This is a genomic window from Streptomyces sp. NPDC086554 (assembly GCF_040686095.1).
Taxonomy (GTDB): domain Bacteria; phylum Actinomycetota; class Actinomycetes; order Streptomycetales; family Streptomycetaceae; genus Streptomyces.
This window is the reverse complement of record NZ_JBFBJK010000013.1, coordinates 109,274-129,236: the sequence shown is the minus strand read 5'-3', so window position 1 is coordinate 129,236 and position 19,963 is coordinate 109,274. Positions and strand designations below refer to the sequence as shown.

Genomic DNA, 19,963 nt, shown 5'->3' with positions numbered 1-19,963 from the left:
CCGACCCCCTGCCGTCACCCCGTGGTCGGCCGGTACGCGTACACGGAGGTCGCCACCAAGCAGGGCACCGGCGGCACCACTTCGACGCGCAGAGTGCGGCGCGCGGAGTCGTAGTCCACACCTTCCGTCTCGAACGTGCCGCGGCACAGGCTCCGTTGCGGCGCGGCGAACAGACTGGTCACCTTGCCCGTGACGGGCTTCCCGTCGAGCGCGTGCGCCAGGTCCACCTGGAGGATCGGGCGGTCCTCGGGCCACAGCTCCTTCGACGCGTCGTTGGACGCGCAGACGAGACGGGTGTCGGAGACGAAGTCGCAGCCCTGGATGTCGCGCACCGGCTTGTCGAGCGTGATCTGCCCGGCCTGGGGGAGTGCTCCGCCGGTGGGCGGGGTCGAGGAGTTGAGGAGCGGGGCGGGGAACACCTGGAGCCGGGGCTGGTCGCCCCATTCGCCGGACACCAGCCACTGGTTGTCCGGGGAGACGGAGGCGAAGGAGTTGTTCAGCTTCTCGCCGGCGTCGAGCTGGTGCTCGTAGAGGTAGCGCTTGCCGTCGGGCGTCGTGACGGCGAACATCTTCGACTTCGCGTCGTCGCCGCCCTGGTAGGCGTCGACGGTATGGCCGTCGGCGATGTCCGGGTCACCGATGTGGCTCCAGCCCTTGGTCCGCAGATCGAGCGGGATCGAGCCGAGGCCCCGGTAGAGCAGGCTGCCGTCGGCACGGCTTGCCAGGCCCTGGCTGCCGGTGAGGGAGTTGACGGACGAACTGCCGGACTCCTGCCAGCCGCCGGGGGAGCGGGGGGTGGTGTCGGCGGATGCGGTGCCGCCGGTGGCTATCGCCGTCGTCAGGGTGAGCGCGGTGAGCAGGGCGGCCGCGGATGTCGTGCGTGCGGTGCCTGCGGTGGGCGTGGTGCGTGTGGTGGGTGCTTCGGTTGCCTTCAAACGTGTCATCGGGTGCGCTGCCTCCGTGGGGGGTCGATCGCTGCCGGGCAATCGTACGTAACGTGACCTCCGTCGACCGGTGGGTTCTGACACGTCGACAGATGTGCGTGAGGTGGTCGTCAGGTGTTCCGACAGAAGGTGGTTGAGACGTGAGGCTGGTCATTCTCGGTGGCGGCGGATTCCGCGTCCCGCTCGTGTACGGGGCGCTGCTCGGCGATCACGCCGATGGCCGGGTCACCGAAGTCGTGCTGCACGACCTGGACGCGGCGCGGCTCGGGGCGGTCGCCCGCGTCCTCGCCGAGCAGGCCGTGGGGGTGCCGGACGCGCCCGCCGTCACGGCCACGACCGATCTCGACGAGGCCTTGCGCGGCGCGGACTTCGTGTTCTCCGCGATCCGTGTCGGGGGCCTCGAAGGGCGCGCGGCCGACGAGCGGGTCGCGCTGGCCGAGGGCGTTCTGGGGCAGGAGACGGTGGGTGCGGGCGGCATCGCGTACGGACTCCGCACGGTGCCGGTCGCCGTCGGCATCGCCCGCCGGGTGCGTGAACTCGCCCCCGACGCCTGGGTGATCAACTTCACCAACCCGGCGGGGCTCGTCACGGAGGCGATGTCCAGGGAGCTGGGCGATCGCGTCATCGGCATCTGCGACTCACCGGTGGGCCTGGGGCGGCGGGTGGCGCGCATCCTGGGCGGTGATCCGGACTCGGCATTCATCGACTACGTAGGGCTCAACCACCTCGGCTGGCTCCGCGGCCTGCGGATCGACGGGCGGGACGAGTTGCCGCGGCTGCTCGGAGATGACGCGCTGCTCGGCTCGTTCGAGGAAGGGCGGCTCTTCGGGGCGGAGTGGCTGCGATCGCTGGGCGCCGTGCCGAACGAGTACTTGCACTATTACTACTTCAACCGCGAGGCGGTGCGGGCGTACCAGGAGGCCGAGCAGACGCGGGGAGCGTTTCTACGGGATCAACAGGCGCGGTTCTACGAGGAGTTGGGGATGGAGGCTTCCTCGGCCTCGTCCTCCTCCTCGTCCTCCTCGTCCTCCGCCTGGAAGGCCTGGGACGCGACGCGGGCTGAGCGTGAGGCCACGTACATGGCGGAGAACCGGGAGGCCGCGGGGGTGGGGGAGCGGGCGGAGGAAGACCTTGAGTCCGGGGGGTACGAGCAGGTCGCTCTCGCTCTGATGCGGGCCATCGCGCGTGACGAGCGGGCGACGTTGATCCTCAACGTCCGCAATCGCACGACGCTTTCGGCGCTGGACGGTGACGCGGTGATCGAGGTGCCGTGCTCCGTGGACGCGAACGGCGCCCACCCCATGACGGTGGATCCGCTGCCCTTGCACGCGACGGGTCTTGTGTGCGCGGTCAAGGCGGTCGAGCGGGAGATCCTGGCGGCGGCATCCAGCGGGTCGCGCGCCACCGCGGTGAAGGCGTTCGCGCTGCATCCGCTGGTGGATTCGGTGGCGGTGGCACGGCGGTTGCTGGAGGGGTATCGGGGGGTTCATCCGGGGTTGGCGTACCTGCACCGGGAGTAGCGGATCTCCCGACCGCAGGGTCGCGCCGGGTCACAGCAGGCGGCCGGGGCGGGTCCACTGCGGTACGGGGCGGCCGGTCGGGCCCCAGGTGGCGTTCCCGTCCGCGTCCGAGCTCCAGAACCAGCACGACTCGTGCCCCTCGGGCCAGCCTTCGGGCTTGTCCTCCCAGGCCTCGCCGCGGCCGTACGGCGTCATGTCGAGCAGGCCGAGGGAGCCGTTGACCGGCTCGTTGCCACGGCCCGTCGTGGAGTAGGTGAGGAAGACGCGGTCGCCGTCGCGCAGGTAGCAGGTGAGGTAGCCCATCTCGCCGCCGACCGGCTCGTCCACACCGCGCACCGAGTACCAGGGCTGGGTGTAGCCCATGAACTCGACGTACGAGGCCACCTCGTCCCAGCGGCCCGTGGTCAGGATGGCGAAAGAGACGCCGCGGGCGTTGAGGTAGACGGCGTCCTTCGCGTGCCAGGCCGTCGTGGTGCAGCCCGCGCACTGCCCCTGGTGCGGCTCGCCGTCGTGCCACATGTGCTTGTAGACCACGAGTTCGTCGCGGCCCTGGAACAGGTCGATGAACGGGACCGGTCCTTCGGGTCCGACAACCTCGACCTTCCCGTCGAACTCCACCATCGGCAGCCGGCGGCGGGCCGCGGCGATCGCGTCGCCCTCGTGGGTGTGGGCCTTCTCGCGGACCAGCAGCTTGTCGCGGGCGGTCTGCCAGGTGGCCAGATCGACGATGGGAGGGCGGCCGGGCAGGGCGGTGTTCGGGTCGTCCGGTGCGGTCGTCATGGTGTCCTCCATGGTGTCTCGTGCCGGCGTCGTCCTACGACGTTCACCGGCTGCAGACTGTTCTCCAGCTACAGCCTGCTCACCCAGATAGAGACTCGCGACCCGGCCGGAACTCATCGCGGCAGGGGCGCAGTCCACGGAAGCGCTCTGAGATGATCACTGGATGAGTCCCGTCATAGCCATCGGATCCGCCGCCGCCAGGCCCTGCACGCTCGTCGTCTGCCGGGGCTGCTGCTGCGGGAACGCCCGCAAGAACCCCGGCGTCGACCACGACTGGCAACTGGCGCGGTTGCGGGCCGCGGCCGCCGATTCGGCGGGGCGGTTCGCCGTGCGTACGAGTGAGTGCCTCGGGCCCTGCGGGCAGGCGAACATCATCGTCGTCCAGCCGTCAGCAGCGGGACGGCGGAAGGGCGGCCGGGCGGCATGGGTCGGCTTCGCCGTGGACGACGCGTCGCTCGACGAGATAATCGCCTGGGCCGAGGCCGGCGGGCCCGGGCTCGCTCAGCCTTCGGCCACCTTGGAACTGCAGCTGGTCGAGCCCGGGAAAGGGTGACGGGAAAGGGTGACGGGCAGGCAGGGGGGATCAGGCCGCCGAAGACGCTGACCTTTCGAGGACCTTGTCCAGGAAGCCGTACAGGTTCGCCACCGTGCGTGCGTTCTGCTCTTCGAGGGTGAGGCTTGCCTCGAAGCGCCGGGCCAGCGCCGTCGTCTTCTTGCCGCGTACGTAGAGCGAGCAGGCCAGGTCCGCGCAGATGTAGATGCCGACCGAGTTGCCCTGCCGCCCCGCGGGCCCTGACAGGGGAGCGACGAGCAGGGTGATGCCCGAGCCGGACTGCGGGGTCACGCAGACCGAGCAGATGCTGGACTTGAGCAGGCTCCTGCGCGCGCCGGTCGAAGCGCGCAGCGCGATGCCCACGTACGCACCGTCCCGTTCCGCCACGACATAGCCCCGGTCCGGGGCCTTGGGGTCGCGCCAGCCGAGGAAGTCAAGGTCTGACCAGGGCGTTTCGGCAAAGCCGGCGGGGAGTGTGAGCCGGCGGGCCTCGCCCTTGGAGCAGTTGACGAAGGACGCGCGGATCTCTTTCTCGCCGATGGGTTCCATGATCCGGAAGTTATCAATGGGGAGCTCTTGGCGTCTTCTCCTTTTCCGGTGCGAGCGCCCCGGTGGGAACCCGAGCCGAGAGGAAACGCGTACGGCGCCGCAGCCGGAAGCCCAGCGACTCGTAGAGCCGGATGGCATGGGTGTTGCGCGCCGACGTGTAGAGGAACGGGGTCTCGCCGCGGGCCCGGATGCCGACGGCCACCGCGAGGATCAGGCGGGACGCCAGGCCCTCGCCGCGGTGGGCCGGGTCGGTGCAGACCGCGCTGATCTCGGTCCAGTCCGGCGGGTGCAGCCGCTCCCCGGCCATGGCGATGAGGGTGCCGCCGCGGCGTATGCCCAGGTAGGTGCCGAGCTCCACGGTGCGGGGCAGGAAGGGACCCGGCTGGGTGCGTTCGACCAGGTCCAGCATTTCCGGTACGTCGGCGGGGCCGAGGGGGACGGCCTCCGGGTCCGGCGCGGCCGCCACCGATGCGTCGACCAGCTGGACGCCCTCCATGTCGAACGTCACCTCCCACCCCTCGGGAAGCGCCGCCCGGACACCGGGCAGCGGCACCTCGGCGCCCGGGCCCGCGAGGTGCGCCAGGTCCGCCCAGTCGTCGGGGCCGGGGTCGTCGGGCAGGGCAAGCCACGGCGATACGTCGAGCTGGTAGCGCAGGACCCTGCCGCGGCGCTCGGCGAAACGGGCATGCGGCCCGGCGAGCGCTCCGTAGGCCGGGTTGTCCAAGGGGTGCGGGCTTGCTTCCGGCGGGCGTTCGGGGTTCGCGAGGTCGGGGCGGGCGGCGGTCACACGCTCACCTCGATCACGATCTTCCCGCGCGTGTGGCCGCTCTCCACGGCCCGCAGCGCCTCGTCGGCACGGTCGAGCGGATACGTCGCCGACACCTCGGGCCGCAGTACGCCGTCGACGGCAAGCTGTGCCACCGCCTCCAGGACCTCGCTGTTCCGTGCCCGTGCGACCGGCGCACCGCCCAGTTCGGCGATCGTCTCCTTGACGGCCGCCGTGATCAGCTTCGAGCGGTCGGTCAGGAGCTCCGCGACTGCCACCACGTCGTCGCCGCCGACCAGATCGAAGATCGCGTCCACGTGCCCGCCCGGCGCGGCGGCCCGCACCCGTTCCGCCAGATCGGGACCCGGCGACACGTGGATCGCGCCCAGGGACTCGACGAACTCCTTCTTGCCCGCGCTCGCCGTCCCGACGACCCGGATGCCGAAGTGCCGCGCCAACTGCGCCGCGGCCACCCCGACCCCGCCGCCGACCCCGGTGATCAGGAGCGTCGCCCCAGCCGGAAGATCCAGCTGACGCAGGCCGTCGTACGCCGTCGCCGCGGCGACCGGCAGCGCGGCCGCCTCCGTGAACGTCAGGTCATCCGGCTTGTGGGCGGCGATCGTGGTGGGGAGGAGCGTGTGCTCGGCGTACCCGCCCGTGACCGGGTTGCCGAACACCGCGTCCCCGACGGCGAACCCCCCGACGCCGTCGCCCACCCGCTCGACCACACCGGCGACCTCGCTGCCCAGGACCTCGGGGAAGGTGGCGGGCGGCGAGCCCGGCCGCCGCTTGCCCGCGCGCAGCTTCCAGTCGACGGGGTTGACCCCGGCAGCCCGCACCGCGACGAGGAGTTGACCGGGGCCGGGCTCCGGGGGCGCCTGTTCGACGAAGGCCTCCACTTCAGGACCGCCGTGCCGGGTGAATACGTAGGCCTTGGACATGTTCTCCCTCGCTACCGGATCGATGGACGCCGATGGTCATCGGCGTGCGCCGCGTGAGCGTCACCTTGGACGACCGCCATGATCGCTCCGCTATTCCCGGCGCGGCGGAGCGTTCATGGGGCCGCAATGAGTCCGGCGCTGGGCGCCGCACGGGGTGCCGCGCCGGGCGCCGCACCGTGCGCACCCTACAAAAACTGAACGGGTGGCCAAGTTTTGCTCACCCGACCCTTGACCTTCAGCGTTCAACCAATCAAGACTCTGGCCCCACAGACCCGTACTGGAGCGGATGGCGCGTTCAGATCTTGGCGCCGCGCTGGCCAGTTCGGCGTGCCATGAGCCGCGTTCAGGAGGCCATTTCGCCATGCCTGCAAGGACCCGTCGTGAACTTCTGAAGCAATTGGGTGGCACCGCCGCAGCGTTCGCCTTCGTGGCCTCCGCAGGTCCGGCCGCCGCGGCCGTACCCGCATCCGGAGCTGCGGAAGCCGTCGGCTCCCCGGGCGCGGCCGCCGCCACGCGCCGCGTCCGGGGGCTCATCGCCCGCCTCACCCTCGACGAGAAGATCAGCCTCGTCCACGGCGCCACCGACCCCCGCAGACTGGGGCAGGCGGGATACCTGCCGGGCGTCGAGCGCCTCGGCATCCCGGAGCTGCGGCTGTCCGACGGCCCGGCGGGCGTGAACGTCACCAAGTCCGCGACCGGCCTCCCGCCCGTCTCGACACTCGGCTCCTCCTTCAACCTCGAACTCGCCCGCGAATACGGGGCGGTGATGGGCCGCGAGGGCCGCACCCTGGAGATGGACGTCCTGCTGGCCCCGCAGATCGAGCTCTCCCGCACGCCGTTCTTCAGCCGCAACAAGGACCAGTCGGGAGAGGACCCGTACCTCAACGGCCTGATCGGCGCAGCCCAGGTCGAGGGCGTGCAGGCGCAGGGCATGCTCGCCCAGGCCAAGCACTTCCTCGCCAACAACCAGCGCCTGCACGAGTTCGACCGCGAGAAGCCGGAGAACTCCTACGACTTCGTGGTCGACGACCGTACGCTGCACGAGCTGTACCTGCCCGCGTTCGAGGCGGTCGTCCGCGCCGGCGTGTCCTCCGTCATGTCGGCGTACAACCACCTCAACGGCAAGTGGAATTCGGAGCAGCGCACCACCCTCACCGACATCCTCCGCGGCGAACTCGGCTTCAAGGGCTTCGTCACCTCCGACTGGGGCGCCACCCACTCGACGGCCGCGCTCGAAGCGGGCCAGGACATGCAGATGTGGGACGGCTCCTTCTACGGGGACCCCCTGAAGAAGGCCATCAAGGACGGCTCGATCCCCGAGGCCGCCCTGGACACGGCGGTCTCCCGGATCCTCGGCCAGTACGACGCCTTCGGCATGCTCGACGGCAGCCGGGTCCCCGCCCGAAAGCGGATCGACATTGAGGCCGGCGCCCGCGTGGCCCGCGAAGTCGCGGTCCAGGGCGCGGTGTTGCTGGCCAACGACGGCGGACTCCCGCTGTCGCCCGCCGCCTTGCGCGACCTCGCACTCATCGGCCCGACCGCAGGCCAGGTAGCGACATCGGTCTCGGGCGAGCGCGCGTACGGCTTCGAGGAGCGCCTGATCAGCCCGCTCGCCGCACTGCGCCGCACCACAGGGCGGAAGATCGCGTACGAGGTCGGAGTCGACCTCACGGGCACGGCTGTCCCCGCATCCGCGTTCCCCGAGGGCCTGGTCCGCAAGGGCGGCGGCATGGACAAGAAGGTCGACTTTGTCGGCTCCGAAGCACTCCCGGTCGGAACGACGGCCGAGTGGACCGGCACCTTCGTGCCGCCCACGACGGGCGAGTACGCGCTCAAGATCCAGGGCTGGGGCGCGGCGGTCTCGCTGAGCCTGGACGGCAAGGAGCTGACGACCGCGGCAGCCGCCCGTGACAGCTTCGCCCGCAAGTGGTCCTCGATCGTCCCGACCACGGACGGCCTCGACAACGGCCAGGCCGAGCCCGTGGAGCTCACCGGCGGCAGGGCGTACAAGGTCGTGGTCAAGGCGACCGGCTGGGCGGCGAGCATCGCCGAACGAGGCCAGGTCCAGGTGCGGTTCGCGTGGGTGACCCCTGAGCAGCGCACCGCGTCCATCACCGCGGCGGCTCGCCTCGCCCGGCGCGTCCACACACCGGTCGTCTTCGCCTTCAACGGCTCGGGCGGCTCGCTGGGCGGCGGCGGCGACTTCAGCACCCTCACTCTCCCCGCCCACCAGGACGAGCTGATCACGGCGGTCGCCAGGGCCAACCCGCGTACGGTCGTCGTCCTCACCACGGGTTGCCCGGCGACGATGCCGTGGAGGAATGCGGTCGACGCGATCCTGCACACGGGTTACGTCGGCCAGGAGGGCGGCTGGTCCACCGCCGACCTGCTCACCGGCCGCGCGAACCCGGGCGGCAAGGCGACGGTGACCTGGCCGAGGCGGGACGAGGACCACCCCACCCTGGACCCGGCACACCCCGAGCGCTACTACGGCGTCGACGGAGTGGTCACGTACAGCGAAGGCATCTTCACCGGCTACCGAGGATTCGACAAGGCGAACATAGAGCCCCTCTTCCCCTTCGGACACGGCCTCTCCTACACGGAGTTCGGATACCGCAACCTGTCCGTGCGCCGGGCGGGCGCGGGCTACGAGGTGTCGTTCACGGTGACCAACCGGGGCCGCCGCGCGGGCGCGGAGGTGCCCCAGGTGTACGTGGGGGCACCGCGCGGCACGGACGTCGAGATGGCGGTGAAGACGCTGGCAGCCTTCGACCGGGTGGAGCTGAGGCCGGGGCAGTCGCGCCGGGTCACGCTGCAAGTGGACGAGCGCCAACTGTCGTACTGGGACACGGACGGGGGTCGGTGGGTGCGGCCCGAGGGGCGACGCGCTGTGTACGTGGGGTCGTCGTCGCGGGACATCAGGCTGACGGGGGCGGCGAGTTGAACGCTTGACGCGACGCTCCGGTCGCCGGCGGGGAGTGCTTGAGTCTCCAGTGGGGGGAGACATCAAGGTGGGGGACATGGACGGTGACACGCTCTACTCGATCGGTGATCTGGCTCGGCGGACCGGTCTGACGGTCAAGACGGTCAGGTTCTACTCCGACGAGGGGATCGTGCCGCCCGCCGGCCGCAGCCCGTCCGGCTACCGCCTGTACGGCACCGACGCCGTCGCCCGCCTCGGCCTCGTACGCACCCTGCGCGAACTGGGCGTCGACCTCGCATCGATCAGGAAGGTCGTGGACCGGGAGGTCTCGCTGCCCGAGGTCGCCGCGGCGCACGCCGACGCCCTCGACGTGCAGATCCGCGTGCTGCGCCTGCGGCGTGCGGTGCTCACAGCGGTGGCCAAGAGGGGCTCCACCCCAGAGGAGTTGGACCTCATGCACCAGTTGGCCAAGCTCTCCGAGGCCGAACGTCGACGCCTGGTCGACGACTTCCTCGGGTCTGTCTTCGACGGACTGCGTGACCACCCCGCCTTCGCGGCGGTCGTCCGCTCGATGACCCCCGAGCTGCCCGATAGCCCCGAAGCCGAACAGGTCGAGGCGTGGGTAGAGCTTGCCGAACTGTTCCAGGACGCGGATTTCCGCTCCACCATGCAGGGAATGGCCCGCGACATGGCGACCGACCGGGCCCCCGACGACACCACGGGCCTGCCCCGCATCCTCGCCGAAGCTGTCCGAGCTCAGGTCACCCCGGCCCTGACGGCCGGCACCGACCCGGCATCACCCGAGGCGGATCCGATCGTGTCGACGCTCACGGCGCGTTACGCCCACATCGCTGGCCTGCCCGACGACATCGCCCTCCGAAGGCGGTTGGCGGCCCGTCTGGAGAGCATGGACGACCCCCGCAGGGACCGTTATCTGCAACTGCTCGCCGTGATCAACGGATGGCCCGCCCCGGAGAGTCTGGCGCCGCCGCTCGCCTGGATCGTGCAGGCGCTCCGCGTCCGGATGCCTTGATGGCACCCACGGAGCTGACCGAGGCCGGGCCGCGACGGCCGACCGCCGGCTACCGGGACCTGATACGGGTTCCCGGCTTCTGGCGGCTCGCCACCGTCGGCATGGTGTCGAAGATCCCGCCCGCCATGGCCGGCCTGAGCCTGCTGCTTCTGATCGGCCGCGACTACTCGTACACGACCGCGGGCCTCGCGGTCAGCGGCTCGGCGATCGGCCAGGGCCTGACCGCACCCCTGCGCGGACGGCTCGCCGACCAGCATTCCCCTCGCCCCGTCCTGCTCACCTGTCTCGCCGGACACCTGACGGCCACCGTCCTGCTGCTCCTGGCGGTGCACGTCGCCATCGTCGATGCGCTGGCCGGGGCCATGGGGGCGAGTGCGCCTCCCGTCGCCGTCATGATGCCAGTTGGCTGAGCCTGTCGGTCTCGCCCGTCGCTGGCGTTCGCCGTCATCGCGCTCATGACGTCCTTCGCGGTCGGTCTGCTGCTCAACTCGCCGTACGAACAGCCGAGTTCGGCCGGGAGGAGGCACTGGCTCGGGCCGCTGGTGTCCGCGCCCCTTCGGCGTCTGCTGGCCGCGGACGCACTTTTCGTCACCGCGGTCACCGCCGTCGACGTGGTGCTGCCGATCTACGCGCAGGAGTACCAGGCGGCGGGTTTCACCGGCCTGTACTTGGCGGTCCTGTCCATCGGAAGTGTGCTGGGCAGCCTCGCCCTGGCGGTCGGTGGCGACCTCGCGCCCGCGGGGCAGGCCACGGAAACGATGTCCTGGCTCAGCAGTGCGGTCCTCTGTCTCGCCGCGCTGATCGGCTGGCGCACCAGGGGGCCCGCGTACGACACCCGGTTCTCCGGGTCGGCGAAGGCGTGCGACCCGGGGACGTCCGATTGAGTCCCGGCTGTCACATCCGGGAGTGCTGTCCGGTCTGAGCTGATGACCCTGACAGCCACGCGGGACCCGGCACGGCCGGGGACCGCATCCCCACGGAGGTCGCAACCCGTGACGAACCCGATCCTGATGACGGGCGCCACCGACAGACTCGGCGGCACCCGCGGCCTGCTCCGCACCGGTCTTGTATTCCTGACGACGGTGCAGTTCATCGTCGGATGCTGGGCGCTGCTGTTCCCGCGCTCGTTCTTCGACATCCCCTGGGTGGGAATGCGGATGTCGTACAACGCGCATCTGATGATGGACTACGGCGCCATGAGCCTGGCCACCTCGGTGGTCCTCGGCGTCGGCGCCGTCACCATGCGGCAGACCATGATCCGCACTGGTCTCGCGGTGTACCTCGTCTTCGCCCTGCCCCACCTGGTCATCCACATCCGGCTGCTGCACCACCTCGCACCCGGCCAGCGCATGCCGCTACTGACCCTGTTGACGGCAGCCGTCGTGATTGCGGTCGCGCTGCTGGGGCTCACGGGCCGGACCCGGCAGGTGAGTTGATGCGGCACCACACGGCCGACGGACATGCATGAACAGGCCCTGGCCGATCAAGAGATGCGGTCGGGCGCGTTGCGCCGCAGCACCTGGAGGGCCGGGAGCGAGAGATCGGCACGTACGGCGTCCAGAAAGTCGTCAAACGCCTGCTGGACCGGCTCCCGGCGGAGGTGCCAGGAAGAGAAGGGGATCTGCTCCCGGATGGCGATGCGACGCAGAGCCGACATTTCGTGATCGAGGGAATAGGCGGTAGCGGCGGCGGGCTCTGAGCCGTGGATCCATAGAGCGGTCAGCTGCTGATTCCATACGGCATGGTGATCGCTGAGCACGCGGACGGCCTCCTCCTTCTCCGAGGAGTCGACGGACAGAGCACTGCATCGCTGGATGAGCGCTCGGTGGTGGTAAAACTCCTTGGCGACATCCTCGTAGCTGCGCACTCTGAGGTCGCGGCGCCAGCGGGCGGACTCGGAGCGGCTGTCCCAGAAACGGCCTATGACGAGCCCGGCGAGTCCGGCAATCACTGTGAGCAAGGCAGTTGCCACGAAGTTCTCCATTCAGCCTGTCGCAGTACGCGTCAGCCTGTCGCAGTACGCGCCCTAGGGCCGCGCGACCCGCAGCAGCAGGTCGTGCAGTGTCGCCCGTTCCTCCCGCGACAGCGGGGCGGTCAGCTCGTCGGTCACCCGGCTCGTCGCGTCGCTGTCGCGCAGGTAGGTGCGGCCCTTGTCGGTCAGTACGACGATGCGGCTGCGGCGGTCGCCGGGGGCCGGGCGGCGTTCGACGAGGCCGAGTCCCTGGAGGTCGTCGACCAGGCCGACGATGGCGCTCGGGTCATAGCCGAGCGCCGTGCTCAACTCCCGCTGCAGGGCGCCCTCGACGGTGGCGAGGTAGCGCAGGAGCGCGTAGTGGCGCAGCCGGAGGCCCGACTCCTGGAGCGCGGAGTTGAACATCTGTCCCGAGCGCAGACCGAGCCGGTAGAGGAGGTAGCCGGTGTCGGCGTGCAGCTCGCGCATCCATGGCTCGTCCGCGTCGACGGGCCGGGTGGACGTGGTTGCTTCGGGGGTCCTGGGAGCGGTCATAGGTCCAGCATGCCGCATTCTTGATTACGGCCGCAATCATTGACGGCAACAATGATTTGTCTTAGCTTCCTTTCTCAGGTCGGTCCGGCCGCCGTGCCGCCGGTCCTTCGTGCTGCCTCGCCGGTGAACTCGCCGTTCATCGCTGCCTGTTGAAGGGAAACTCTTCGTGCTGGACTCCTCCGCCCCCGATGCCTCAGATGTTCTCGATGGCTCCGATGCCATCGATCTCTCCGGCAAGGTCGCCGTCGTCACCGGCTCCGGTCAGGGCCTCGGACTCGCGTACGCCACCGCTCTCGCCGCGGCCGGTGCCGCCGTCGTCGTCAACGACATCGACCCCGAAGCCGCCGAGCGGGCCGCCAAGTCCCTGCGGGACACCGGCGCCCGTGCCGTCGCCGAGCCCGTCGCCGTCGGCACCTCCGAGGCCGCCGACCGCCTGGTGGCCCGCGCCGTCGACGAGTTCGGCCGGCTCGACGTGCTCGTCACCAACGCGGGCATCCTGCGCGACCGTGTGCTGTGGAAGATGACCGATGACGACTTCGATGCCGTTGTCGCTACTCATCTCAGGGGTACGTTCACCTGTGCTCGCGCCGCCGCCGTCCGCATGCGGGAGCAGGGCGAGGGCGGCAGCCTGATCCTGGTGGGCTCGCCCGCGGGCCAGCGCGGCAACTTCGGGCAGACCAACTACGCCGCCGCCAAGGCGGGCATCGCCGCGATGGCCCGTACGTGGTCGATGGAGCTGGCGAAGGCACGGATCACCGTCAACGCCATCGTGCCCGTCGCCGCCACCGCGATGACCGAGACCATCCCCGCCTTCGCGCCCTACATCGAGGCGCTGCGCGACCGCGGCGAGCCGCTGCCCGGCTTCCTGCGCAAGGGCGAGGGCTTCGGCACTCCCGAGGACTGCGCCGCGCTTGTTCCCTTCCTCGCGTCGGACGCCGCCCGCGACGTCACGGGCCAGTGTGTCGGCATCGGCGGCGACCGCCTCACCCTGTGGTCGCACCCCCAGGAGGTCAACGCGGCCTACGCGGACGGGGGTTGGAGCCCGGAGGCGATCGCCGCCGCCTGGCACACCTCCGTGGGCAGCTCCCCGCAGTCCGTCGGCATCCCCGCGCCGAAGGTCCCGGTCGCGTGAGCGCCGCCGTCATGGACCCCGAGGACCTCGTCGCCATCGACGTCCACACCCACGCCGAGGTCTCCGCCAAGGGCGCGGCCTCCCTCTCCGCCGAACTCGACACCGCGTCGACCTCGTACTTCAAGGTCGAGGGCAACCGGAAGCCCACCCTGCCCGAGATCGCCGCGTACTACCGCGAACGGCGGATGGCCGCCGTCGTCTTCACGGTCGACGCCGAGTCCGCCACCGGCACGGTGCCCGTCCCCAACGAGGAGGTCGCCGAGGCCGCGGCCGAACACCCGGACGTCCTCATCCCGTTCGCCTCCATAGACCCGTTCCGCGGCCGGGCGGGCGTGCGCCAGGCGCGGCGGCTCGTCGAGGAGTACGGGGTGCGGGGCTTCAAGTTCCATCCGAGCATCCAGGGGTTCTTCCCCAACGACCGTGCGCTCGCCTATGAGTTGTACGAGGTGATCGAGGAGACCGGCGCCATCGCCCTCTTCCACACCGGCCAGACCGGCATCGGCGCCGGCGTCCCGGGCGGTGGCGGGATCCGTCTGAAGTACTCGAATCCGATGTGCGTCGACGACGTCGCCGCCGACTTCCCCCAGCTGAAGATCATCCTCGCGCATCCGTCCTTCCCCTGGCAGGACGAGGCCCTGGCCGTGGCCACGCACAAGCCGGGCGTGCACATCGACCTCTCCGGCTGGTCCCCGAAGTACTTCCCGCCGCAGCTCGTCCAGTACGCCAACACGCTGCTCAAGGACAAGGTCCTTTTCGGCTCCGACTACCCGGTCCTCACGCCCGACCGCTGGCTGGCCGACTTCGAGAAGCTGCAGATCAAGGACGAGGTCCGCCCCAAGATCCTCAAGGAGAACGCGGCCCGCCTCCTCGGCCTCGGCCCCGCCTGAGCGGACGACGCCGACCATCCACCGAAAGGGGTCACCACCCATGCGCAACGAGGGAATCGGCTCCTGGCCCGCTCGCAGGGCCCGTAAGACCCCGCACCGCACCGCCTTCCGGTACGAGGACACCACCACTTCGTACGCCGAGCTCTATGCCCGCACCACTCAACTGGCCCGCTCTCTACGGGAGTCCGGGGTGCGGCGCGGCGACCGGATCGCCTACCTCGGCGCCAACCACCCCGCCTTCCTGGAGACGTTCTTCGCGGCGGGCGTGCTCGGCGCGGTCTTCGTGCCGCTCAACACCCGCCTTGCCGTCCCCGAACTCGCCCACCAAATCGACGACTCGGGTGCGGCCACCCTAATCCATGCCCCCACGTTCATCACGGCGGCGGAACGCCTCACCGAGCTCGCACCCGCCCTGCGTACCTGTATCGAAGTAGGCCCGTACTACGAGGAGTTGTTGTCCGGGGCGAGCATCGAACCGCTCGATGAGCCGGTCACCGGCGACGACATCAGCATCATCATGTACACCTCGGGCACGACCGGCCGCCCCAAGGGCGCCATGCTCACCCACGCCAACCTCACCTGGAACGCCGTCAACGTCCTCGTCGACGCCGACCTCACCTCCGACACCACCGCGCTCGTCACCGCCCCGCTGTTCCACACGGCCGGCCTCAACATGCTGACCCTGCCCGTCCTCCTCAAGGGCGGCACCTGCGTCCTCGTGGAGTCCTTCGACGCCGACGCGTCACTCGGCCTCGTCGAACGGCACGGCGTCACAGCGATGTTCGGCGTGCCGACGATGTACGAGCAGATGGCGCGCCGCCCGCGCTGGCACTCGGCCGATCTCACCTCGCTGCGCGTCCTGATGTGCGGCGGAGCCCCCGTGCCCGCCCCGCTCATCGCCGCGTACGCCGAGCGCGGACTCGCCTTCCAGCAGGGCTACGGCATGACGGAGGCCGCACCCGGAGTGCTGTATCTGGACGCCGAGCACGCTGTCAGCAAGGCGGGCTCGGCCGGCGTACCCCACTTCTTCACCGACGTCCGCGTGGTCCGCCCCGACCTCACGGAAGCCGACGACGGTGAAGCGGGCGAGGTCCTTGTGCGCGGGCCCCATGTCATGCCCGGCTACTGGGGGTTGCCGCAGGACAGCGCGGCGGCCTTCGCCGACGGCTGGCTGCGCACCGGCGACGCCGCGCGCCGCGACGCCGACGGGTACGTCACCATCGCCGACCGCCTCAAAGACATGATCATCTCCGGCGGCGAGAACATCTACCCGGCCGAGGTCGAGAGCGCCCTGCTCGCCCACCCGGATGTCGTGGAGTGCGCCGTCATCGGCGTGCCCGACCCGAGGTGGGGCGAGGTGCCGCGCGCCGTGGTCGTCGTCCGCGAGGGCTCCGTACCCGATCCGGACGCGCTGCTCGCCTCGCTCGCCGGTCACCTCGCCAAGTACAAGATCCCGAAATCCCTGGTCGTCGTCGCCGAACTGCCGCGCACCGCCTCCGGGAAGCTCCTCAAGCCCGCGCTGCGCCGCCTCTACGGCTCCACGCCCGCCAACTCACCACAGGAGAACGCCATATGAGCAGCACCACGAGCAGCACCGCGACCACCACCGCGACCACCACCACGACCACCGTCAACGGCCTCGACGAGCTCAAGAAGCTCGCAGGAAGCGACCTCGGTGCCAGCTCCTGGATCGAGATCACCCAGGAGCGGATCAACACCTTCGCCGACGCCACCGGCGACCACCAGTGGATCCACACCGACCCCGAGCGCGCGGCGCAGGGCCCCTTCGGCGCCCCGATCGCGCACGGCTATCTCACGCTCTCCCTCTTCATCCCCTTCTTCACCGAGCTCCTGGACGTCCAGGGCGTCACCACGAAGGTCAACTACGGCCTGGACAAGGTGCGTTTCCCCGCTCCCGTGCCCGCAGGATCGCGCATCAGGCTCGTCGCCCGCCTCGCCTCCGTCGACGAGGTGAGCGGCGGCGTGCAGATCGCCGTGGACGGCACCGTCGAGATCGAGGGCGCCGCCAAGCCCGCCTGCGTCCTGCGCAGCCTGTCCCGCTTCTACGTCTGACCGCGAGGGGCCCACCATGCCTGACGCCCAACCAGCGCACGGCACATGCCAGTTGCGCAGAGTCGCACTCTCCGGCCTGCTCGGCACGGCGGTGGAGTTCTACGACTTCCTGGTGTACGGAACCGTCGCAGCCCTCGTCTTCGGCGACCTGTTCTTCCCCGAGGCCGACTCGTCCGTCGGCACCATCGCGGCGTTCGGCACCTTCGCCGCCGGATACGTCGCACGGCCGCTCGGCGGCATCGTCTTCGGCCACTTCGGCGACCGGCTCGGACGCAAGTCGATGATGCTCCTGACCATGGTCCTGATGGGCGCGGGCAGCTTCCTCATCGGTTGCCTGCCGACGTACGACACCATCGGCGTGTGGGCCCCCGTCCTTCTCGTCCTGCTGCGCGTCGTGCAGGGCATCGCGATCGGCGGCGAATGGGGCGGCGCCACGCTGATGGTCGCCGAGCACGCGGGGGAGCGGCCGCGCGGCCTGTGGACCAGCTTCACTCAGCTGGGCGCGCCGCTCGGCACCGTGCTCTCGACGGCCGTCGTCACCCTGGTCAGCACCCTGCCCGACGACCAGTTCCGGGCGTGGGGCTGGCGGGTGCCGTTCCTGCTCAGCCTGGTGCTCCTGGGCGCCGGGCTCTACATCCGCCTGAAGGTGGAGGAGAGCCCCCTGTTCACCGCCGCCCGGCGCGAGAAGACGACAGCGCGGATGCCGTTGCTCGACGTGCTGCGCAAGCCGCGCTCCGTACTGCTCGCCGCCTGCGTCGGCATCGGCCCGTTCACCGCCCAGTCGCTGATGACCAGCTTCATGATCTCGTACGCCGTGGACTCCGGGTACTCCCGATCGCAGGTCCTCACCGGAGTCACCGTCGCCTCCTGTACGGCCCTGGTCGTGATGCCGCTGGCCAGCATCCTCTCCGACCGGGTCGGCCGCCGCCCCGTGGTACTCACCGGCGCGCTCCTCTCGGCGGCCACGGCCTTCCCCGTCTTCGCCCTCGCCGACTCCGGCAGGCCGGGACTGCTGATCCTGGCGTGCGTCATCGGCCACGGCATCGCCCAGTCCACGATGTACGGCCCGCTCGGCGCCCTGCTCACCGAGATGTTCGGCACCCGTGTGCGCTACACGGGCGCGTCCCTCGGCTACCAGACCGCGACGCTCCTCGGCGCCGGCTTCTCCCCGCTCATCGCGAGCAGCCTGCTCGCCTCGTACGACACAAGCGCCCCCGTCGCCCTCCTGCTCACCGCCGGTGCCGCCGTCACGGCGCTCACCGTCTGGCGGATCCGGGAGACGAGCGGCACCACACTCGCCGCGGAACCCGCGCAGGTCCGCCCCACGGAAGGTGTCCCCTCCTGATGCAGAAGATCCGTACGCCGATGAGAACCGCGACGGGCCTCGCCACCCTGCTCCTCATCGTGGCCGCGACACCGTCAACTGCCGTGGCCCGCACGGCAGTCGGCCACATCGAAGGCACCCTGCCCTCCGGCGCCGCCTACGTCATCGACACCCCCGAGCACTGGAACGGCACCGTGCTCCTGTTCAGCCACGGCTACCGTCCCGCAGGATCCCCGAACCCGGCGCAGAACGCCCCCGACGACGAGGTCAAGAAGAAGCTCCTGGGGGAGGGCTACGCGCTCGTCGGCTCCTCCTACGCCACCACCGGCTGGGCGGTCGAACAGGCCGTGCCCGACCAGCTCGCCGCCCTGGACACCTTCACCGCCGAGGTCGGCACGGCACGCCGCACCCTCGCCTGGGGCGAGTCGTACGGCGGCCTCGTCACCACCACGATCGCCGAACGGCACGCCGAGCGCATCGACGGCTCCCTCTCGATGTGCGGCCTCGTCCAGGGCGGCATCGCCAACTGGAACTCCACCCTCGACCCCGTCTTCGCCCTGCGGACGCTGCTCGCCCCGGACTCCGGCATCCAACTGACCCGATTCACCGGCCAGTTGGACGCGAAGGACGCGGCGGACCGCCTCGGCGGGGTCCTTACCCGGGCCCAGTCGACTCCTTCGGGCCGCGCCCGCATCGCCCTCGCGGCGGCCCTGCACTCCGTGCCCGGCTGGAACGACCCCAAGCAGCCGCTCCCAGCACCCCATGACCATGCCGCCCAACAGGCCAACCAGTACGCGGCGTTGACCGGCCTGGTCCAGGCGCCCGCCTTCTCCTGGCGCCAGGAGGCCGAACAGCGCGCGGGCGGCAGCATGTCCTGGAACACGGGCGTCGACTACACGGCGATGCTCGCGCGCTCCTCCCAGTACAAGGAGGTCAAGGCCCTCTACAAGTCCGCGGGCCGCTCCCTGAGCGCCGACCTGAACGCCCTCGCCGCCGCACCCCGCATCAAGGCCGACCCGTCCGCCGTCCGCTACATGAAGCGCAACGTCGCCTTCACCGGCCGCCTCACCAAGCCCCAGCTGAACATCCACACCACGGGCGACGCCCTCATCCCGGTCCGCGCCGAGAGCGCCTACCGCGACACGGTCACCGCGGCGGGCCGCACACCACTGCTGCGTCAGGCGTACGTCGAGAACGCGGGCCACTGCACCTTCAGCCCCGCCGAGCAGCTCGCCGCCGTGCACACGACGGAGCGCCGGGTCACGACCGGCCGCTGGGGCGACACGTCACCGGCCGCGCTCAACGCGGAGGCGCGGCACGCCGATCCGACGACGGCCGCGCGCTACGAGCACTTCAGGCCGGGTCCCTACCCGCGGCCTTCCGATCGTCCAGACCCACGCCGTCCACGGTGAGGGCACGGGTGAGCCGGTCCAGGTGCGCGCGGTACAACTCCACGAAGTCGAGGCGGCCTTCGGTGATCGCCCACTGCACCTGGAGCCCGTCCGACATGGCGAGAATTTCGCGGGCGACACCTTCGGGATCGGTGCCGGGCCTCAACTGTCCTTTGTCCAGGGCACGTTGGAGCACGGCAGCGAGCGAGCCGACGACGCGTTCGTACCGCTCCTGGAAGTACGAGTGCGCCGGGTGCGCGGGATCGCCGGCCTCGGCGGAGAGCCGGGTGTAGAGCTGGATGAGACCCGGCTGGGTGAGGTTGTACTCCGCGAGGGCGAGCACCTCACGGAAGAGCGCCCGGACGTCGTCGCCACCGGAGTCCGGGTGCAGCCGCCCGAAGGTCCGCACGGTGCGTTCGTCGCGGGCTTCGAGGACCGCCATCAGGAGGCGCTGCTTCGAGCCGAAGTGATGGGCGATGACGGTGGCGGACGTGTCGGCCTCGACGGCGATCTTCGCAAGGGAGGAGTTCAGATAGCCGGACTCCGCGAAGAGAACGAGGGCGGCGTCGATGATGCCCGCCCGACGGGCGTCCGCGGCGGCGTACTGCCCGGTGGGGCGGTGACGGGGGCTGTGCTCCATC

At 70.6% G+C, this 19,963-nt stretch carries 21 protein-coding genes; 13 read left to right on the top strand and 8 right to left on the bottom strand.

All coding sequences use genetic code 11. The features are described 5' to 3' along the window. Window positions 1–14 precede the first annotated feature (14 nt). On the bottom strand, window positions 15–944 hold the full coding sequence (locus AB0O76_RS22775) for a hypothetical protein (protein ID WP_365494141.1): 930 nt from the start codon (window positions 942–944) through the stop codon (window positions 15–17). A gap of 140 nt (window positions 945–1,084) precedes the next feature. Between AB0O76_RS22775 and AB0O76_RS22770 the strand changes: the two genes are divergently transcribed. After that, the gene (locus AB0O76_RS22770; protein WP_365494138.1) at window positions 1,085–2,464 is read left to right on the top strand and encodes a 6-phospho-beta-glucosidase; all 1,380 of its coding nucleotides are present in this window, start codon (window positions 1,085–1,087) and stop codon (window positions 2,462–2,464) included. A 30-nt stretch (window positions 2,465–2,494) separates the two neighbouring features. On the opposite strand, the gene AB0O76_RS22765 is transcribed toward AB0O76_RS22770, so the two are convergent. After that, window positions 2,495–3,244: a DUF899 domain-containing protein gene (locus AB0O76_RS22765; RefSeq protein WP_365494135.1), complete on the bottom strand. Its 750-nt coding sequence runs from the start codon at window positions 3,242–3,244 to the stop codon at window positions 2,495–2,497. Window positions 3,245–3,407: 163 nt separating this feature from the next. Here AB0O76_RS22765 and AB0O76_RS22760 point away from each other — a divergent pair, with 163 nt between their 5' ends. Continuing rightward, window positions 3,408–3,797 carry a (2Fe-2S) ferredoxin domain-containing protein gene (locus tag AB0O76_RS22760; protein WP_365494132.1) on the top strand — a complete coding sequence of 130 codons (390 nt, stop codon included), beginning with the start codon at window positions 3,408–3,410 and terminating at the stop codon, window positions 3,795–3,797. A 30-nt stretch (window positions 3,798–3,827) separates the two neighbouring features. Here the strand turns inward: AB0O76_RS22760 and AB0O76_RS22755 are convergent, their stop codons facing one another. Genes AB0O76_RS22755 through AB0O76_RS22745 form a run of 3 tightly spaced genes read right to left on the bottom strand, consistent with a single transcriptional unit; the run spans window position 3,828 to window position 6,053 of the window. Then, window positions 3,828–4,346: an FBP domain-containing protein gene (locus AB0O76_RS22755; RefSeq protein WP_365494129.1), complete on the bottom strand. Its 519-nt coding sequence runs from the start codon at window positions 4,344–4,346 to the stop codon at window positions 3,828–3,830. A gap of 13 nt (window positions 4,347–4,359) precedes the next feature. Continuing rightward, entirely contained in the window at window positions 4,360–5,133 is a 774-nt protein-coding gene (locus AB0O76_RS22750; protein ID WP_365494127.1) for a GNAT family N-acetyltransferase, read from the bottom strand. Next, window positions 5,130–6,053, bottom strand: coding sequence for an NADP-dependent oxidoreductase (locus AB0O76_RS22745; protein ID WP_365494125.1), 924 nt, complete (start codon window positions 6,051–6,053; stop codon window positions 5,130–5,132). Before AB0O76_RS22745 ends, AB0O76_RS22750 begins: the two co-directional genes overlap by 4 nt. 361 nt (window positions 6,054–6,414) lie before the next feature. On the opposite strand from AB0O76_RS22745, the gene AB0O76_RS22740 reads away from it, so the two are divergent. From AB0O76_RS22740 to AB0O76_RS22720, 5 genes are all read left to right on the top strand, one after another. After that, the gene (locus tag AB0O76_RS22740; protein ID WP_365494122.1) at window positions 6,415–8,997 is read left to right on the top strand and encodes a glycoside hydrolase family 3 N-terminal domain-containing protein; all 2,583 of its coding nucleotides are present in this window, start codon (window positions 6,415–6,417) and stop codon (window positions 8,995–8,997) included. A 76-nt stretch (window positions 8,998–9,073) separates the two neighbouring features. Next, complete coding sequence (locus AB0O76_RS22735; RefSeq protein ID WP_365494119.1) at window positions 9,074–10,009, top strand: MerR family transcriptional regulator; 936 nt, start codon at window positions 9,074–9,076, stop codon at window positions 10,007–10,009. Then, complete coding sequence (locus AB0O76_RS22730; RefSeq protein WP_365494116.1) at window positions 10,009–10,419, top strand: MFS transporter; 411 nt, start codon at window positions 10,009–10,011, stop codon at window positions 10,417–10,419. Before AB0O76_RS22735 ends, AB0O76_RS22730 begins: the two co-directional genes overlap by 1 nt. 45 nt (window positions 10,420–10,464) lie before the next feature. Then, window positions 10,465–10,893, top strand: coding sequence for a hypothetical protein (locus AB0O76_RS22725; RefSeq protein ID WP_365494113.1), 429 nt, complete (start codon window positions 10,465–10,467; stop codon window positions 10,891–10,893). A gap of 108 nt (window positions 10,894–11,001) precedes the next feature. Beyond that, window positions 11,002–11,445, top strand: coding sequence for a hypothetical protein (locus tag AB0O76_RS22720; protein WP_365494110.1), 444 nt, complete (start codon window positions 11,002–11,004; stop codon window positions 11,443–11,445). 47 nt (window positions 11,446–11,492) lie between these two features. On the opposite strand, the gene AB0O76_RS22715 is transcribed toward AB0O76_RS22720, so the two are convergent. Beyond that, complete coding sequence (locus AB0O76_RS22715) at window positions 11,493–11,981, bottom strand: hypothetical protein (protein ID WP_365494107.1); 489 nt, start codon at window positions 11,979–11,981, stop codon at window positions 11,493–11,495. A 54-nt stretch (window positions 11,982–12,035) separates the two neighbouring features. Continuing rightward, entirely contained in the window at window positions 12,036–12,449 is a 414-nt protein-coding gene (locus AB0O76_RS22710) for a MarR family transcriptional regulator (RefSeq protein WP_365494447.1), read from the bottom strand. 235 nt (window positions 12,450–12,684) lie between these two features. Here AB0O76_RS22710 and AB0O76_RS22705 point away from each other — a divergent pair, with 235 nt between their 5' ends. The 6 genes from AB0O76_RS22705 to AB0O76_RS22680 are packed head-to-tail and all read left to right on the top strand — an operon-like array spanning window position 12,685 to window position 19,343. Further along, window positions 12,685–13,647, top strand: a complete 963-nt coding sequence (locus tag AB0O76_RS22705; RefSeq protein WP_365494444.1) for an SDR family NAD(P)-dependent oxidoreductase — start codon at window positions 12,685–12,687, stop codon at window positions 13,645–13,647. Between the two features lie 11 nt (window positions 13,648–13,658). Beyond that, window positions 13,659–14,534, top strand: a complete 876-nt coding sequence (locus tag AB0O76_RS22700) for an amidohydrolase family protein (protein ID WP_365494441.1) — start codon at window positions 13,659–13,661, stop codon at window positions 14,532–14,534. Between the two features lie 40 nt (window positions 14,535–14,574). Further along, window positions 14,575–16,110 (top strand): long-chain fatty acid--CoA ligase, encoded by a 1,536-nt coding sequence (locus AB0O76_RS22695; RefSeq protein ID WP_365494104.1) that lies wholly within the window; start codon window positions 14,575–14,577, stop codon window positions 16,108–16,110. Continuing rightward, window positions 16,107–16,607, top strand: a complete 501-nt coding sequence (locus tag AB0O76_RS22690; RefSeq protein WP_365494101.1) for a MaoC family dehydratase — start codon at window positions 16,107–16,109, stop codon at window positions 16,605–16,607. Before AB0O76_RS22695 ends, AB0O76_RS22690 begins: the two co-directional genes overlap by 4 nt. Window positions 16,608–16,623: 16 nt before the next feature. After that, entirely contained in the window at window positions 16,624–17,952 is a 1,329-nt protein-coding gene (locus tag AB0O76_RS22685) for an MFS transporter (protein WP_365494098.1), read from the top strand. Continuing rightward, window positions 17,952–19,343, top strand: a complete 1,392-nt coding sequence (locus AB0O76_RS22680) for a hypothetical protein (protein WP_365494095.1) — start codon at window positions 17,952–17,954, stop codon at window positions 19,341–19,343. Before AB0O76_RS22685 ends, AB0O76_RS22680 begins: the two co-directional genes overlap by 1 nt. On the opposite strand, the gene AB0O76_RS22675 is transcribed toward AB0O76_RS22680, so the two are convergent. Then, complete coding sequence (locus tag AB0O76_RS22675; protein ID WP_365494092.1) at window positions 19,285–19,962, bottom strand: TetR/AcrR family transcriptional regulator; 678 nt, start codon at window positions 19,960–19,962, stop codon at window positions 19,285–19,287. The genes AB0O76_RS22680 and AB0O76_RS22675 overlap by 59 nt on opposite strands. Window position 19,963: the final 1 nt, after the last annotated feature.

Excerpts from the sequence above, each read along its gene's own strand:
- AB0O76_RS22775 (WP_365494141.1), bottom strand. The coding sequence starts at position 944 with ATGACACGTTTGAAGGCAACCGAAGCACCCACCACACGCACCACGCCC.
- AB0O76_RS22765 (WP_365494135.1), bottom strand. The coding sequence starts at position 3,244 with ATGACGACCGCACCGGACGACCCGAACACCGCCCTGCCCGGCCGCCCT.
- AB0O76_RS22760 (WP_365494132.1), top strand. The coding sequence starts at position 3,408 with ATGAGTCCCGTCATAGCCATCGGATCCGCCGCCGCCAGGCCCTGCACG.
- AB0O76_RS22755 (WP_365494129.1), bottom strand. The coding sequence starts at position 4,346 with ATGGAACCCATCGGCGAGAAAGAGATCCGCGCGTCCTTCGTCAACTGC.
- AB0O76_RS22745 (WP_365494125.1), bottom strand. The coding sequence starts at position 6,053 with ATGTCCAAGGCCTACGTATTCACCCGGCACGGCGGTCCTGAAGTGGAG.
- AB0O76_RS22740 (WP_365494122.1), top strand. The coding sequence starts at position 6,415 with ATGCCTGCAAGGACCCGTCGTGAACTTCTGAAGCAATTGGGTGGCACC.
- AB0O76_RS22735 (WP_365494119.1), top strand. The coding sequence starts at position 9,074 with ATGGACGGTGACACGCTCTACTCGATCGGTGATCTGGCTCGGCGGACC.
- AB0O76_RS22730 (WP_365494116.1), top strand. The coding sequence starts at position 10,009 with ATGGCACCCACGGAGCTGACCGAGGCCGGGCCGCGACGGCCGACCGCC.
- AB0O76_RS22725 (WP_365494113.1), top strand. The coding sequence starts at position 10,465 with ATGACGTCCTTCGCGGTCGGTCTGCTGCTCAACTCGCCGTACGAACAG.
- AB0O76_RS22710 (WP_365494447.1), bottom strand. The coding sequence starts at position 12,449 with ATGCGCGAGCTGCACGCCGACACCGGCTACCTCCTCTACCGGCTCGGT.
- AB0O76_RS22700 (WP_365494441.1), top strand. The coding sequence starts at position 13,659 with ATGGACCCCGAGGACCTCGTCGCCATCGACGTCCACACCCACGCCGAG.
- AB0O76_RS22695 (WP_365494104.1), top strand. The coding sequence starts at position 14,575 with ATGCGCAACGAGGGAATCGGCTCCTGGCCCGCTCGCAGGGCCCGTAAG.
- AB0O76_RS22690 (WP_365494101.1), top strand. The coding sequence starts at position 16,107 with ATGAGCAGCACCACGAGCAGCACCGCGACCACCACCGCGACCACCACC.
- AB0O76_RS22685 (WP_365494098.1), top strand. The coding sequence starts at position 16,624 with ATGCCTGACGCCCAACCAGCGCACGGCACATGCCAGTTGCGCAGAGTC.
- AB0O76_RS22680 (WP_365494095.1), top strand. The coding sequence starts at position 17,952 with ATGCAGAAGATCCGTACGCCGATGAGAACCGCGACGGGCCTCGCCACC.
- AB0O76_RS22675 (WP_365494092.1), bottom strand. The coding sequence starts at position 19,962 with ATGGAGCACAGCCCCCGTCACCGCCCCACCGGGCAGTACGCCGCCGCG.